The organism is Solwaraspora sp. WMMD406 (genome assembly GCF_029626025.1).
Classification (GTDB): domain Bacteria; phylum Actinomycetota; class Actinomycetes; order Mycobacteriales; family Micromonosporaceae; genus Micromonospora_E.
On record NZ_JARUBF010000001.1, the window covers coordinates 1,609,035 to 1,623,813 of the forward strand.

Genomic DNA, 14,779 nt, shown 5'->3' on the forward strand with positions numbered 1-14,779 from the left:
GGAGGCGAGGCGGCACATGGCGGTACGTCGTGGCATGACCCGACTGACGATGGTGCTGCTGTTGACCGCCGGAGTGGCGGTGGCCGCCGCGAGTCCCGCGTACGCCCAGGACGAGCAGGTACGGGTCCAGCTCGGTCTGCCCGGCAAGTTCACCGCCGGTGAGAAGGCCGGCGGGGTGACCGTCAAGGTGACCAAACGCACCGAGGGGTGCGTGTCGCTGCGGACCGCCCTGGCGATCCGACTGCCCGGCGCCACCCCGGACCTGGTGGCGGTGCAGGCCCGGATCGACGACGACTGGGTGAACGTGCCGGTGACGGACAACGGCGGCGGCCTGCTGGTCACCGACCGGACCGCACCCGAAGACGACGAGCTGTGCAAAGGCAAGAGCCGCACCACCCGATATCGGATGGCGTTCCTGGCCGGGGCGCCCGCCGGCACCGCCAACATCGTCGCCGAGGCGTACACCGCCGGCGGTGAACTGCTCGGCCGGGCGGCCGGAGCGAAGAAGGTCGGCGGCCGGCTAGTGCTGTGACCACGAACGTTCACGGTGTTGGATGACACGCCGTCGGGCCTGTCGGCCGGGTGACGTCGTGACGGCCAGGCTGTGGTGGTGGCAGATCTTGTACGTGTACGGCGGTTGAGTGACCACGAAGGTCAGCAGCTGCTGCGAATCACCCGCAGGGGAACCGGTTCCCCGATCCGACTGCGACGCGCGATGGTCGTGCTCGCCTCGGCCGGCGGGAACACCGTGCCGGCGATCGCCCGCCTGGTACAGGCCGACGAGGACACGATCCGGCAGGTCATCCACCGGTTCAACGAGATGGGCATGGCCAGCCTGGACCCTCGGTGGGCGGGTGGCCGTCCCCGCCAGATCAGTCCCGATGACGAGACGTTCATCATCGAGACGGCCACCACCCGCCCCGAGAAGCTGGGGCGGCCGTTCACCCGCTGGAGCGTGCGCAAGCTCGCCGACCACCTGAGCTCGCACGCCTCCCGTCGCGTCCAGGTGGGGCGGGAACGACTTCGGCAGATCCTGCACCGACACAAGATCACCTTCCAACGGACGAAGACGTGGAAGGAGTCCACCGACCCCGACCGGGACGCCAAGCTCGCCCGCATCGAGGAGGTGACCGCCCGGTTCCCGCACCGGGTGTTCGCTTTCGACGAGTTCGGGCCCCTGGTGATCCGTCCGCAGGCCGGCGCCGGATGGGCACCGGCCGGACACCCGCGCCGGCTACCCGCGAACTATCACAAGCTGCACGGCGTCCGACAGTTCCACGGCTGCTACTCCGTCGGCGACGACCAACTCTGGGGCGTCGTCCGACGACACAAGAGCGCCGCGAACACCCTCGCCGCCCTAAAGTCGATCCGCGCCGCCCGTCCGGACGGGGCACCGATCTACGTCATCCTGGACAACCTCTCCGCGCACAGAGGCCGCACGATCCGCGGGTGGGCGGCCCGGAACAAGGTCGAACTCTGCTTCACCCCGACCTACGCCTCCTGGGCCAACCCGATCGAGGCCCAGTTCGGGCCACTGCGCACCTTCGTCATCGCCGGGTCGAACCACCCCAACCACCCCGCCCTGACCCGGAGGCTGCAGACATACCTACGCTGGCGCAACGCCAACGCCCGTCATCCCGACGTCCTGGCCGCCCAACGCCGCGAACGAGCCCGCATACGCAGCGAACGACAACAACGCTGGGGCCAACCCACTACCCGCGCAGCCTGACACCAACACCCTGAACGTTCGTGGTCACAGCACTAGCCGGCACGTACCAGCCGGCTCCGCCGTCGCCGACCGTAGAGCCGACCGAGGAACCGACCCCGGAGCCGACCGAGGCGGCCACGGCGGTCGAGCCGACCGAGGTGCCCGCGGTCGCCGCGCCCGACCAGGACCTGCTGGCCGCCGCTGGTCAGGGCGGCAGCCAGGAGTCGGGCGGGCCGGGGGTCGGGACGCTGGCGCTGGCGGGCGGCGTCGGCATGGTCGGGGTCGGGATCGGGCTGCTGGTGCTGCTGATCCGCCGGGGACGCGGCGGCAGCGGCGGCAGCGGCGGCAGGGACGACAGCGGTGATTCCGGTGGGGACGGTGGGGACGGTGGGGCGACCATGCTGCTGCCCCGGATCCACCCGCGCTGAGTTGCGAAGAACCCGTGCTGAGCTGCGACAACAGCGGGGCGTCGGCTGCGGCGGCAGCTGACGCGGGTACGGGTGCGGTACGGCTGTGCGCGGCGACAGGATGAACATCATGCTGCCGGAGGGTGGCCCGGCCAGCCTTGACGCCGGACGCCGCCGCTAGCTCCGTTACGCTCACCGGTGTTGGCATCGGCACTGCTGAGGAGCGAGACCTTGTCTGACTTGTCCAAAATCGTCAAGGCCTACGACGTCCGTGGCACGACTCCCGACCAGCTCAACGAGGCGGTCGCCCGGGCGATCGGTACCGCCTTCGTCCAGGTGCTACGGGACAACGGCGAGAAGGCCGACAAGATCGTCATCGCCCACGACATGCGCGACTCGTCACCGCCGCTGGCCGACGCCTTCGCCGCTGGCGCCAACGCGGCCGGCGCCGAGGTGCTGCACGGCGGCCTGGCCTCCACCGACCTGCTCTACTACGCCTCCGGTGCGCTCGACCTGCCCGGTGCGATGTTCACCGCCAGCCACAACCCGGCCCAGTACAACGGCATCAAGATGTGCCGGGCCGGCGCGGCCCCGATCGGCCAGGACTCCGGCCTGACCGACATCCGGGACCGGGCGCAGGCGTTGCTGGACAGCGGCGAGACGCCGACTGGTGAGGACCGGGTCGACCGGCACGACCTGCTCGCCGACTACGCCGCCCACCTGCGGACCCTCGTCGACCTGTCGGGGATCCGGCCGCTCAAGGTGGTGGTCGACGCCGGCAACGGGATGGGCGGCTACACCGTACCGGCGGTGCTCGGCGACAGCGTCCTGCCCGCGTTGCCGCTGGACATCATTCCCATGTACTTCGAGCTGGACGGCTCCTTCCCCAACCACGAGGCCAACCCGCTCGACCCGGCCAACATCGTCGACCTGCAGCAGGCCGTCCGGGACCACGGCGCCGACCTCGGGCTCGCGTTCGACGGTGACGCCGACCGCTGCTTCGTCGTCGACGAGCGCGGCGAACCGGTCTCCCCGTCGGCGATCACCGCCCTGGTCGCCACTCGTGAGCTGGCCAAATATCCGGGTTCGACGATCATCCACAACCTGATCACCTCCAGCGCCGTACCGGAGATCGTCAGTGAGAACGGCGGCCAGCCGGTCCGGGCCCGGGTCGGTCACTCGTTCATCAAGGCCGAGATGGCCCGGACCAACGCGGTCTTCGGCGGCGAACACTCCGCGCACTACTACTTCCGGGACTTCTGGTTCGCCGACACCGGCATGCTGGCCGCGATGCACATGCTGGCCGCCCTCGGGGAGCAGGACCGGCCGCTGTCCGAGCTGGCCCACGCGTACGAACGGTACGTCGCGTCCGGCGAGATCAACTCGACGGTCGACGACCAGCAGGCCAAGCTGGCGGCGGTCACGGCCGCGTACGCCGACGCCGACACCGACGAACTCGACGGCCTGACCGTACGGTTCGCCGACGGCGCCTGGTTCAACATCCGGGCCTCCAACACCGAACCGTTGCTGCGGCTCAACGTGGAGGCACCGACCGGCGAACGGATGAGCGAGCTGCGCGACGGCGTACTCGCGCTGATCCGCGGCTAGGATTTCCGCGACGCGTCCCGTACCGCACAGGGGAAGCGTCCCTGACGAGTTGGAAGGAGCCGCTCGATGGCCCTGGATTCGCAGTTGCTGGAGATCCTCGCCTGCCCGGACACCCACCACACACCGTTGGACTACGACGCGGAGGCGGCGACGCTGACCTGCCCGCAGTGCCAGCGGATCTTCGAGGTGCGCGACGGCATTCCGGTGCTCCTGCTCGACGAGGCCCGTGGCGGCCCTTCCGAGGCCGCCTGATGTCGCTGCCGATCGACGGTCAGTCCGGGGTGCTGGGTCGGCGGCTGCCGGACGAGGCGCTGCTCGACGACGCGGACGCGCTGGCCACCGCCGACCCGGGCGGCATGCTGCGGTTCACCGCGTCGGCCGGAGCCCAGGTACGGGAGTCGGCGGCGTTGGCCGCCGAAGCCAACCTGGGGGTCCTCGCCGACGAAGGCCGCCCCCGGGCGGTGGTGATCGCCGGCATCGGCACCGCCGGCCGTACCGGTGACGTGCTGGCGACCGTGGCCGGGCCACGCTGCCCCGTACCGGTGATCGCACACCGCAGCGCCGGCGTGCCCGGCTGGGTGGGCGCGGCGGACGTGGTGATCGCGGTCAGCGCCTCGGGCCGCAGCCCGGAAGCGCTCGGCGCGGCGCAGGCCGCCGCCCGGCGCGGTGCCCGGCTGGTCGCCGTCGGCGCCCCCGACTCGCAGCTGCAGTCGGTCGCCGAGGGGGTACGGGCTCCGTTCATCCCGGTGCCGCGTCGCGCCCCGGCGCGGGCCAGCCTCTGGGCGTTGACGGTGCCGGTCCTGCTAGCCGCCCGGTCCCTTGGCCTGGTCAAGGTCAACGAGGCCGATCTGGCCGAAACCGCCGCCCGGCTGGACGCCGACGCCGAACGCTGCAAGCCGGCGGCCGAGTCGTTCGTCAACCCGGCGAAGGCGCTCGCGCTCGGCTTGGCGGGTTCGGTGCCGATCGTCTGGGGTTCGTCGCCGGTGGCGGCGGTCGCGGCCCGACGATTCGGTGACACCTTGTCGACCAACGCCCGCTACCCGGTGGTGACCGGGGCGCTCGGCGAGGCCGGCCGGGGCCGGGTGGGTCTGCTCGACGGGGTGTTCGGCGGGCTGGTCGAGTCCAGCCGCGACATCTTCGCCGACCCGGAGGACGTCGTCGAGTCGCCGACCCGGCTGCGGCTGGTGCTGCTGCGCGACGGCGGGCTCAACCCGGAGGACGACGCCGACGAGCCGCTGGCGGTGGAGGAACGGCGGGCCGACGCCGTGCAGACCCTCGCCGAGCGGCGCGGGGTGCGGTGCGACGTGATCACCGCCGAGGGCGGGTCGGCGTTGGAGCGCCTCGCCTCGTTGATCGCCGTACCCGACTACGCCTCGGTCTATCTGGCTCTGGCTCATCATCTCGACCCGATGGCGGTGCCGGCGGTCAGCGAGATGAAGGAGCTTTCCACCACCTGACCCGGTCCGAGGTATCGACGTGGAACTGCTGACCAGCCAGATCCGGGACTACGCCTGGGGATCGCGTACGGTGATCGCCGAGCTGCAGGGCCGCCGGTCCCCGACCCCGGGACCGGAGGCGGAGCTGTGGCTCGGCGCCCACCCGGGTGCCCCCTCTACTGTGGAACGCGACGGTGTGGCGGTGAGCCTGGCCGACCTGATCGGCCAGGCGCCGACCGAGTGGCTCGGCGTCGAGACCGCGCGACGGTTCGACGGGCGGCTGCCGTACCTGATGAAGGTCCTCGCGGCCGAGACGCCGCTGTCGTTGCAGGCGCACCCGGACGCCCGGCAGGCGCGTGCCGGCTACGCCGCCGAGCAGGCGGCGCGGCGGCAGCAGGTGTCTGACCAGCCGGGCAACTACGCCGATCCGAACCACAAGCCGGAACTGCTGGTGGCGCTCACGCCCTTCGACGCGCTCTGCGGGTTCCGGTCCCCGTGGCGCTCGGCCGACGTGTTCGCCGCGCTGCGGATCGACGACCTGGAACCGGTGGCGAAATCCCTGCGGTCCGGGCCGGCCGGGCTACGCGAGGCGATGGGGTCGCTGCTGAGCTGGCCGGCGGACGACCGGGCCGCGCTGATCGACGCGGCGGTGTCGGCGGCCGGCCGGCTGCCCGCCGACTTCGCGGCCGATGCCGACCTGCTGCGCCGGTTGGCGGCGCACTACCCGACCGATCCCGGGGTGCTGGTCGCGCTGCTGCTCAACAACGTGACGCTCGCCCCCGGCGAGGGGATCTGGATGCCGGCCGGCAACCTGCACGCCTACCTGCGGGGTGCCGGGGTGGAGATCATGGCGGCCAGCGACAACGTGCTCCGGGGCGGACTCACCCCCAAGCGCGTCGACGTCGCCGAGTTGCTGCGCGTGTTGCGCTTCGAGACGCTCGACGATCCGGTGGTACGCCCGGTGCCGGTCACCGACGGGGTGGTCACCTGGCCGACTCCGGCCGCCGAGTTCGTGCTGCACCGGGTCGTCCTCGACGCCGATCTGTCGCAGGTGACGTTGCCGGTCAGCGGTCCGCGACTGGTGCTCTGTACGGCGGGCGGGGTGGCGGTCGACGACGGCCGTTCGAGAGTGGCGATCCCGCCGGGTCGGGCGGCGGCCGGGCCGGCGAGCGACGCCGCGCTGCTGCTGTCCGGCGCCGGTGAGGCGTACGTCGCCTCGGTCGATCTGACCTGAGGGCGTATCCGGCTCCGGTCGAGCGTTCCTGGCGTGGGCACCGACACGCCACGAGTCGGTAATTTCCGGATTGGCTTGACAGTGCGGCTACACACTGCAAATCTACGACTACGCGGCGTCACGAAGTTGTCACGCTGATGCGCGGGGGAACCAAACCGGGGGGATGCGCGGGGCGGCTGTAGGGCGAGCGGAGCGGACGCTCGTCCCAGTCGCCCCGCGTGCTGTCTCGGCTACTGCCGCAGTCGGCTGCCCGGGCGGACCCAGGTCCAGATGCAGTAGACCAGCCAGCCCAGCGCGAGCGCGGTGGCCAACGGTCGCAGACCTACCGCGTTGAGGAAGATGATGATGGCGAGTACGACCAGCCAGGGTATGAAGGCCTTCACCACCGTGATGCTGCCACATCCGCGTCCGGATCCGCCCCGGTCGACGGTGCCGCGAAATCGGACCGGTCGGGCGTGGGCTGGGCGGGCACCGGCGCGGCGGACGTGGACAGAGTCGGCTGGGCGGACAAGGACAGAGTCGGCTGGGCCGATCGCAACGTGCTGGCCACCGGCGGACGGCGTACCCCGGTCCAGTCCGGCTGCTCGGCGGTCGGACCCAACCACGGCGGTCGCGGCCAACTCTCCCGTGGCCACTGCGGGTCATCGCGCTGCACCGGAGCGGCCGACCGGACCGGTCGCGGACGCCACTGCGTCGAAGCCGGCGACCCGGTGGCGCCCGCCGGAACGGCCGGAACGGCCGGAACTACGGGAGCGCCGAGCGCCCGCGCCGGCGTCAGGCCGACCAGCTCCGGCCAGAGCGCCGCGCTGCTCGCCCGGGCGTTAGCCAGCCGTCGCGCCGACCGGCGATGCCGTTCGGCGTGCACCGCCGCCAGGTAGGCCCAGCCGGGCACCCCGGCCGGCGGCGGAGGAGTGACCACCGCCGCCACTTCCGCCGCGAGGTCGCGGACGAGCCGGGAGCGGGCCGGTTCGGCGAACCCGTGCCCCCGGGCGAGCAGGTGCCGGACCGACAGCGCCAACTCGTCGTCGAGCCGGGTCAGGTCGAGAGTCCGCGCCCACCCGACCAGCGCCGGCGGCATGCCGGGCACCCAACCCCACGACGACGGTGCCCGCTCGTGCACCACGACCGTCCCGGCCGCCAGATCACCGAGCCGTTTGCCGTGCCCGTTGACCAGCATCGTCACCAGGCAGGCCAGCCAGGTCAGCGGCGGCATCAGCAGACCGGGCCACTCGGCGGCCACCCCGACCAGGTTGCGGGTCAACGCGTGCCGGAACCGCAACGGGCCACCGTCGGCGCGGACCACCCGCAGCCCGACCGCCAGCTTGCCCACCGTACGGCCGCCCGTCAGGGTTTCGCTGGCCACCGGGTAGCCGACCAGCACCAGCACCGTGCCGGCGGTGAGCAGCGCCCGGCCGAGGGCCTCGTCGACCTGGATCGACGTCGCCGACGACAGCACGATCGCCGTGACCGCGACCAGCAGCAGCGCGACGAGCGCCTGCACCAGCAGATCGACCAGCAGCGCGAGCGCCCGCGAACCGACCCGGGCCAGCCGTACCTCGACCTCGACGGCCTCGCCGTTGACCAGTCGGGTCACCCCGGTTTCCCGCACGTCCACCCCGCCAGTGAACACTATGCGGCGGGAGGTGGGCGTGGACCTCGACGCGTACGTGGCCGAACACGAGCCGCAGTGGCGGCGGCTGGACCAGCTTGCCCGTGGCCGGCACCTGTCCGCCGCCGAGGTGGACGAGCTGGTGAGCCTCTACCAGCGGACGTCCACTCACCTGTCGGTCGTCCGCACCCGGTCGCCCGACCCGGCGTTGGTCGCCCGGCTGTCCCGGCTGGTGCTGATCGCCCGTACCCGGGTCACCGCCGACTCCGGCGGCTCCTGGACCGGCGTGGTCAGCTTCTTCACCACCGGGTTTCCGCGTGCGGTGTATCAGGCGGCTCCCTGGTGGGGCACGGTCGCGGTGCTGTTCTGCGCGCTCACCGGCTTTCTGATGTGGTGGGTCGCCGGTCATCCGGACAGCGCCCGGCTGCTGGTCGGCGATCGGGCGGCGGCCCAACTCGCCGAATCGAGCTTCGCCGGCTACTACACCCAGTACGCGGCACCGAGCTTCGCCGTCCAGCTGTGGACCCACAACGCCTGGCTCGCCGCGCAGTGCCTGGCCGCCGGCATCCTCGTCGTACCGGTGCTCTATCTGCTCTGGGCCAACGCGCTGAACATCGGCGTCACCGGCGGGGTGATGATCTCCTACGACCGGGCGGACGTCTTCTTCGGGCTGATCACGCCGCACGGCCTGCTGGAACTGACCGGCGTGTTCGTCGCCGCCGGGGTCGGGCTGCGCGTCGGCGGAGCCTGGATCTCCCCACCGGCGCACCTGCGGCGCGGCCGGGCCGTCGCCGAGGCCGGGCTCTCCGGGGTGGTGGTCGCGCTCGGCCTGGTCGGCCTGTTCGCCGTGTCCGGGCTGATCGAGGCCTTCGTCACCCCCGCGCCGTGGCCGACCTGGGTGCGGATCGGCATCGGTGCCACCGCCTGGCTCGCCTTCCTCGGCTACGTCGTCGTCTGCGGTGCCCGCCGGCCCGGGTCGCCCGACAGGCGGCCTCGGCCCGATCGGCCTGTCACAGCCGACCGAGCGACTTGAGCCGCAGGTAGGTGTCGCTGAGCTGGCTGGCGAAGTCGGCGGCGGGCACGTCCACCACCAGCACCCCGTGCTGGGCCAGCGCGGACCGGATCCGGTCCCGTTCCGTGAGGGTCCGCCAGGCCGCCGCGGCGGCGTACGCGTCGGCCGCCGAGCGGGCCGGCGCGCTCGTCAAGGCGGTCAACACCGGATCTTGTACGGCCGCGACCACGACCTGGTGGCGGGCGGCGAGCCGGGGCAGCACCGGGAGCAGCCCTTCGCCGAGCGCGCCGGGCTCCAACGCGGTGCAGAGCACCACCAGAGCCCGTTTGCGTTCCCGGCGCAGCACCTCGCCCACCAGCAGGTCGAAGTCGGTCTCCAGGAGCGTCGGCTGCAGCGGGGCGAGCGCGTCGACCAGTCTGGGCAGCAGCTGGTGGCGGCCGGCCCCGGTCACGGTGGCGCGTACCGCCGTGTCCACCGCCAGGAGGTCGACCTGGTCGCCGGCCCGGCTGGCCAGGGTGGCGAGCAGCAGTACGGCGTCGATCGCCACGTCCAGCCTCGGCTCGTCGCCGATGCGGACGGCGGCCGTACGCCCGGTGTCCACCACGCAGACCACCCGCCGGTCCCGTTCCGGACGCCAGGTCCGCACCAGGACGTCGGCCCGGCGCGCGCTGGCCCGCCAGTCGATCGACCGTACGTCGTCGCCGACCACGTACTCCCGGAGGTTGTCGAACTCGGTGCCCTGCCCCCGGCCCCGGGTGGTCCGCATCCCGTCGACCACCCGCAGCCGGGCCACCTTTTCGGCCAGCAGCCGGCGGGAGTCGAACCGGGGCAGCACCCGGAGTATCCACTGTGGCGTCGCTGGACGCTGGCGACGTTGCCGGAACGCCAGCCCGAGGGGGCCGTACGAGCGCAGGCTGACCTCGCCGGCGGGTCGGTCCCCCCGACGGGTCGGGGTCAGCGTTGCGGGCAACTCGACCTGGTCGCCGGCAGCGACGCGGACCCGCCACACCGGACCGTCGGTGCCCTGGACGGCGACGGCGACCGGCCGCTGGCCCGGCTGCGGCCGCTGGCCCGGCTGCGGCCGCTGGCCCGGCTGCGGCTGCCGGCCCGGGTCGTGCTCTGGGCCGGGAGTGGCGCCAGCGGACGGGACCCAACTGTCGCGTACCTGGGCCCGGAGCCGGCGGGACGACCTGTTGCGCAGCGTCAGCGTGACCGTGGCGGTCGAACCCAGCCGGACCGTACGCGCGCCGTCGCGGCCCAGCGTCAGGTCACGCAACGGCACCGCCAGCACCACGTCCAGCCCGGTGAGCGCGGCGACCAGCCCGGTCACCACCAACAGACCGAGCCAGGGCGACGGCCACCAGGGCATCGTGAGACTGCCGAGGCCGAGCAGCACCGACACCCGCCAGGTCACCATCTGCACACCGTTTCGACCACGCCTGCCACCCGGATCCCGGCCCCGGTCAGCGTGGGGTGGGCACGGTGGCCAGCACCGAGTCGAGTACGCCGTCGGCGGTCGCGCCTTCCAGCTCCGCCTCGGGACGCAGCCGTACCCGGTGCCGCAGGGTGGCCCGTGCGACGGCCTTGACGTCGTCCGGCGTCAGATAGTCGCGCCCGGCTATCCAGGCCCATGCCTTCGCGGTGCTGAGCAGGGCGGTCGCCCCGCGTGGCGAGGCACCCGACGCCAGCGCCGGCGAGCTGCGGGTGGCGCGGCACAGGTCGACGACGTAGCCGAGCACTCCCTCGCTGACCCCGACCTGCCCGACCGCCCGGCGGGCCGTGTCGAGATCGGCGGCGCTGGCCACCGGCCGCACCCCGGCCGCCGCCAGGTCCCGGGGATCGAAGCCGGCGTGGTGGGCGCGCAACACACCGAGTTCCTCCTCCCGGTTCGGCAGCGGCACGGTCAGTTTGAGCAGGAAACGGTCCAGCTGCGCCTCCGGCAGCGGATAGGTTCCCTCGTACTCGATGGGATTCTGGGTCGCGGCCACGATGAACGGGCTCGGCAGCGGCCGGCGGACCCCTTCGACCGAGACCTGATGTTCCTCCATGACCTCCAGCAACGCGGACTGTGTCTTGGGCGGGGTCCGGTTGATCTCGTCGGCGAGCAGCAGATTGGTGAACACCGGACCCTCGCGGAAGGTGAAGACCGCCGTACGGGGATCGAAGATCAGCGAACCGGTGACGTCCCCGGGCATCAGGTCGGGGGTGAACTGCAACCGCTTGGCGTCCAGGTCCAACGCGGCGGCGAAGGTACGGACCAGCAGCGTCTTGGCGACCCCCGGCACGCCTTCGAGCAGTACGTGACCGCGACACAGCAGGGCGATCACCAGACCGGTCACGACGGCGTCCTGCCCGACCACCGCCTTGGCGACCTCGGTGCGTAGCCGGTGCAGGGCGGCGCGCGCCTCGTCCGCGTCGCCGGCCACGCCGCCGAGCGGGCCGACAGTCGGACCGCCGAGCGGGCCGACGGCCGAACCGACGGTCGGGCCGACAGCCGAGCCGGCTGCGGTGAAGTGGCTCACCGGTGATCTCCTTCGATCGCGGATGGTGGTCGAGGTGCCGGCGGCCCGGGGCGCTGCGGTGCCGGACGTGCACGGATCTCGGTCGGCAGCTCGGTCAACTGCCGCGCCAGACGTACCAGGTCGGCGTCGGTGGCCGGCACCGGACCGTACAACAACGCGTCGACCAGGTCCGGCTTGTCGCCCGTCCGGGCGGCGACCGACGCGACCACCTCGGCCGCGCTGGCCCGCGCAGGCAGACCGAGCACCGATGCGATCCGGTCCACCGCGACCCTCCGCAGGACCTGCGCGGTAGGCCTCCGGGCCCGGGACCGCCGGTAGAGCCGCCCCCGGCCCAGTACGGTCTCCGCCGCCGGCACCGTCACCGGCAGCGGTTCGTCGGTCGGCGCTCCGAGTCGACGGGCCCGCGACGACGCCAGCACCAGAAGCGCGAGCGCCAGCAGGACCAGCGTCGCCCAGAACCAGGGCGGGAAGGCGGCCAGCAGCAGGTCACGTTGGCGGTCCTGCGGGTCGGCCCGGTCGTCGACTCCGGGTGCCGGGTTGCCGGGTGCGCCCGGCGGCGGGTCGTCCGAGCCGTAGCCGGGAACGTCGTCCGCCGGCCCGGTCGTCGACGTCGGTCCAGGCCCAGAGCCCTCCGGCGGGCTGTCCGGTTGCGGGCCGCCCGGCCCCGACGGGGGCACGTCCGGCCCGTCGAGGTCGAGCCAGACCACCTGCGGCCGGGTCCCCAGCAGGCCGGTGGCCAGACGCGCGTTGCGGTGCTCGGCGAACCGGTCGTTGCGGAACGGATCGCTCGCGCCGACCACGACCAGCTCGGCCTGACCCCAGGTGAGCCGGGCGACGCCCCCGTCGTGGCAACGGTCGACGCGCCCGGGATCCAGTCCGGCCGGTGCCGCGTACCGCTGCCGCAGCGCCGCCGCCGGTCCCGCTGCCGCCACCTCCGGCAGCACACATCGGTCACTGCCGTCGGTCGGGTCGCTCGCGCGGGCCGCCCACCGTCGACCGGCCCGGTCGATCGGGACCGGATTGCCGCCCAACAGCCGGCGCGGCGGGTCGATCAGCAGCACCCGGGTGCCCGGCGGGGTACGGGCCAGCATCCGCAGATAGGCCGGGTGCACCAGGGTCGGCGCCGGGACGAACAGGGTCGTCGTGCCGGCACCGGAACCGGGGCCGGAGCCGGAGCCCGAGCCGGAACCGGCGGCACTCAACGCTTCGGCCGTGCGGTCCACCACCCGGACGTCGACCCCGCTGGCGCGCAGCTCGGCGGCGAGATCGCTGCCTCCGTCGGGACCGGGGTTGGTCGGGGAGAGGAAGCCGGGCCGGGTCGGGTCGGGGTGTTCGACGAGGTACGCCACCGGAGTCACCAGCAGCAGCGCGGCAGCGACCCCCAGCGGTACGGCGATCCGCGGCCACCGCCGTCGCGGCCGGGACCGGGTCACCATGCTCGCTCCTGCGGCGGGACGACCTGCTGCCGCCGTGCGGCGGCGTGCTCCTGCTGAGGCGCGGCGGTGTGGTGCTGTTGCTGAGGCGCGGCGGTGTGGTGCTGTTGCTGAGGCGCGGCGGCCGGCTCCCGCTGCCGGATGGCCAGCCGCAGATCCGCGCTGAGCGCCCGCATCCGCTCGTCGTGCGCGGGGCGCGCCGGCTGCTGCCCGTACCACAGGTCGCTGAAGATGGTCGCGGCCTCGGCCAGCGACGGCCGGGCGGCGGGGACCACCCGCGCGGCGGCGTCGGCGAGTTCGGTCACGGTCCAGCCCGGCTGGTGAGACACCATGCCCCGGTCGGCGAGCTCGCGCACCATCGCCCGGAGGCGTTCCCGAACGGCCTCGGCGTAGCGGCCGTCGGCGGCGAGCTGGTCGGCCCGTCCGATCAGGCCGGCGGCCGGCAGATCCGGTGCCGGGCCGCCAGCCGCGTCGGCCGGCCCGCCAGCCGCGTCGGCCGGCCCGCCGTCCGTCGGCCGACCCGTCCGGTCACCGGACCGGAACCCACCGCGCACCAGGCCGTGTACGCGCGCCAGACCGTGGACCAGCAGCCGCCACCAGCGACGCGGATCGAGCCACCGTCGCCAGCGGCCCGGAGCCCGCCGGTCCGCCGCCCACCAACCGGGCACCCACCGGCGGGGGCGCAGCCGGCCCAGCCACCGTCGGACCGTCCGCGACCAGCCCGCCCGTCGCCCGGCGGTCGGCAGCCAGGGCCGCAGCGGGGACGGCAAGCCCGGCCAGCGGCGTGGTAGCCAGCCGGGCCACCAGAACCAGGCGGCGGCGACCACCGTCGCGACGGTGACCACCAGGGCGGCGAGCAGCGGCAGCGGCAGCACATCGCCGACGGCGGCGACCTGCTCGGTCCACCAGCGGCTGAGCCCGGCGATCACCGGTCGACCGCCAGCAGCTCGGGGGTCAGGGTGTGTCGCGTCCGGGCCCGGATCAGCCGGATGTCCAGACCTTCCGTCCGCATCCGGGTCTCCACCTGCAGCACAGCATCCAGGCAGGCCAACGTCGGGTAGGCGATGGCGTTGACCGCCGTCCAGCCGGCCACGCTGAGCACACCGAGCCAGGGCGAGCCGGATTCGACCACGGCCAGGGCACCCAACCCGAGTCCGACGCGAATGCCGAACCACACCAGGTAGCCGAGGATCCGGATCAGCCCGGCCCGTAACCCGGAGCGGCAGGCGAGCACCGCCGAGCGGGACAGCGACTGCCAGACCGGCACCCGGTCGAGGATCAGCGCGGGCACCGCCAGTCCCAGTACGGCGTACGCGACGAACCACACCGGGCCGGCCAACGCGGCGGTGAACATGACCGTACCGGCGGCACCGGCGACCAGGACGACCGCCGGGAACCGGGCACCGCGCGGGTCGAGCAGGCCGGGGCCGGAGATCCGTCGGCCGAGCAGGGCGGCCCCGGCGGCGCGGGCGGTCAGCCCGCCGAGCAGCGAGATCAGGGTGACCTCGATCGCCGCGCCGGCGGCCAGCAACAGCCAGTAGCTGCCGAACCGGTCCCAGGTGGGCAGGTAGGCCGGCGGTACGGCTCCGGCGGCCGCCCGCAGCGGGGCGAGGATCAGCTGCTCAGACAGGGCGAACAGCAGGCCGGCGGGCAACAGCACGGTCGCGTGGCCACGGAACAGCACCACCGCGGCGTCGAGCAGCTCGCCGGTGGTGAGCGGGCGCAGCGGCAGCACGTCGGACGGGCCGGCGTGATCCACGCGGACTCCTGGTGACGAGGTGAGTGACGGTACGGCGGTGGTACCAGCGTC

General features: G+C 73.4%; 15 protein-coding genes. 8 read left to right on the forward strand and 7 right to left on the reverse strand.

Annotated elements, in window-relative coordinates; genetic code table 11:
* Window positions 1-34 precede the first annotated feature (34 nt).
* The 7 genes from O7632_RS07335 (at window position 35) to manA (ending at window position 6,393) form a co-directional block, all read left to right on the forward strand.
* Window positions 35-532 carry a hypothetical protein gene (locus O7632_RS07335; protein WP_278112500.1) on the forward strand — a complete coding sequence of 166 codons (498 nt, stop codon included), beginning with the start codon at window positions 35-37 and terminating at the stop codon, window positions 530-532.
* A gap of 78 nt (window positions 533-610) precedes the next feature.
* Window positions 611-1,729 carry an IS630 family transposase gene (locus tag O7632_RS07340; protein WP_278112501.1) on the forward strand — a complete coding sequence of 373 codons (1,119 nt, stop codon included), beginning with the start codon at window positions 611-613 and terminating at the stop codon, window positions 1,727-1,729.
* Window positions 1,730-1,749: 20 nt separating this feature from the next.
* Window positions 1,750-2,136, forward strand: coding sequence for a hypothetical protein (locus O7632_RS07345; protein WP_278112503.1), 387 nt, complete (start codon window positions 1,750-1,752; stop codon window positions 2,134-2,136).
* Window positions 2,137-2,346: 210 nt separating this feature from the next.
* A complete protein-coding gene (locus O7632_RS07350; protein ID WP_278112505.1) occupies window positions 2,347-3,723 on the forward strand; it encodes a phosphomannomutase/phosphoglucomutase in 1,377 nt (458 codons plus the stop codon).
* A gap of 66 nt (window positions 3,724-3,789) precedes the next feature.
* Entirely contained in the window at window positions 3,790-3,975 is a 186-nt protein-coding gene (locus O7632_RS07355; protein WP_278112506.1) for a Trm112 family protein, read from the forward strand.
* Window positions 3,975-5,180, forward strand: coding sequence for an SIS domain-containing protein (locus O7632_RS07360; protein ID WP_278112507.1), 1,206 nt, complete (start codon window positions 3,975-3,977; stop codon window positions 5,178-5,180). The genes O7632_RS07355 and O7632_RS07360 overlap by 1 nt, the downstream gene beginning before the upstream one ends.
* 19 nt (window positions 5,181-5,199) lie before the next feature.
* Complete coding sequence (gene manA, locus O7632_RS07365) at window positions 5,200-6,393, forward strand: mannose-6-phosphate isomerase, class I (RefSeq protein WP_278112509.1); 1,194 nt, start codon at window positions 5,200-5,202, stop codon at window positions 6,391-6,393.
* Window positions 6,394-6,623: 230 nt separating this feature from the next.
* On the opposite strand, the gene O7632_RS07370 is transcribed toward manA, so the two are convergent.
* Both O7632_RS07370 and O7632_RS07375 read right to left on the reverse strand, forming a co-directional pair.
* On the reverse strand, window positions 6,624-6,776 hold the full coding sequence (locus O7632_RS07370) for a hypothetical protein (RefSeq protein ID WP_278112511.1): 153 nt from the start codon (window positions 6,774-6,776) through the stop codon (window positions 6,624-6,626).
* Window positions 6,773-8,008 carry an RDD family protein gene (locus tag O7632_RS07375; protein ID WP_278112513.1) on the reverse strand — a complete coding sequence of 412 codons (1,236 nt, stop codon included), beginning with the start codon at window positions 8,006-8,008 and terminating at the stop codon, window positions 6,773-6,775. Before O7632_RS07375 ends, O7632_RS07370 begins: the two co-directional genes overlap by 4 nt.
* Before the next feature lie 34 nt (window positions 8,009-8,042).
* On the opposite strand from O7632_RS07375, the gene O7632_RS07380 reads away from it, so the two are divergent.
* Window positions 8,043-9,035, forward strand: coding sequence for a stage II sporulation protein M (locus O7632_RS07380; RefSeq protein ID WP_278112515.1), 993 nt, complete (start codon window positions 8,043-8,045; stop codon window positions 9,033-9,035).
* Here O7632_RS07380 and O7632_RS07385 read toward each other — a convergent pair.
* From O7632_RS07385 to O7632_RS07405, 5 genes are all read right to left on the reverse strand, one after another.
* A complete protein-coding gene (locus O7632_RS07385; protein ID WP_278119907.1) occupies window positions 9,013-10,428 on the reverse strand; it encodes a DUF58 domain-containing protein in 1,416 nt (471 codons plus the stop codon). The genes O7632_RS07380 and O7632_RS07385 overlap by 23 nt on opposite strands.
* 49 nt (window positions 10,429-10,477) lie before the next feature.
* Window positions 10,478-11,440, reverse strand: coding sequence for a MoxR family ATPase (locus O7632_RS07390; protein WP_278119908.1), 963 nt, complete (start codon window positions 11,438-11,440; stop codon window positions 10,478-10,480).
* 92 nt (window positions 11,441-11,532) lie between these two features.
* On the reverse strand, window positions 11,533-12,972 hold the full coding sequence (locus tag O7632_RS07395; RefSeq protein ID WP_278112517.1) for a DUF4350 domain-containing protein: 1,440 nt from the start codon (window positions 12,970-12,972) through the stop codon (window positions 11,533-11,535).
* On the reverse strand, window positions 12,966-13,898 hold the full coding sequence (locus O7632_RS07400; RefSeq protein WP_278112519.1) for a DUF4129 domain-containing protein: 933 nt from the start codon (window positions 13,896-13,898) through the stop codon (window positions 12,966-12,968). The genes O7632_RS07395 and O7632_RS07400 overlap by 7 nt, the downstream gene beginning before the upstream one ends.
* Window positions 13,895-14,728 (reverse strand): hypothetical protein, encoded by an 834-nt coding sequence (locus O7632_RS07405; protein WP_278112521.1) that lies wholly within the window; start codon window positions 14,726-14,728, stop codon window positions 13,895-13,897. The genes O7632_RS07400 and O7632_RS07405 overlap by 4 nt, the downstream gene beginning before the upstream one ends.
* Window positions 14,729-14,779: the final 51 nt, after the last annotated feature.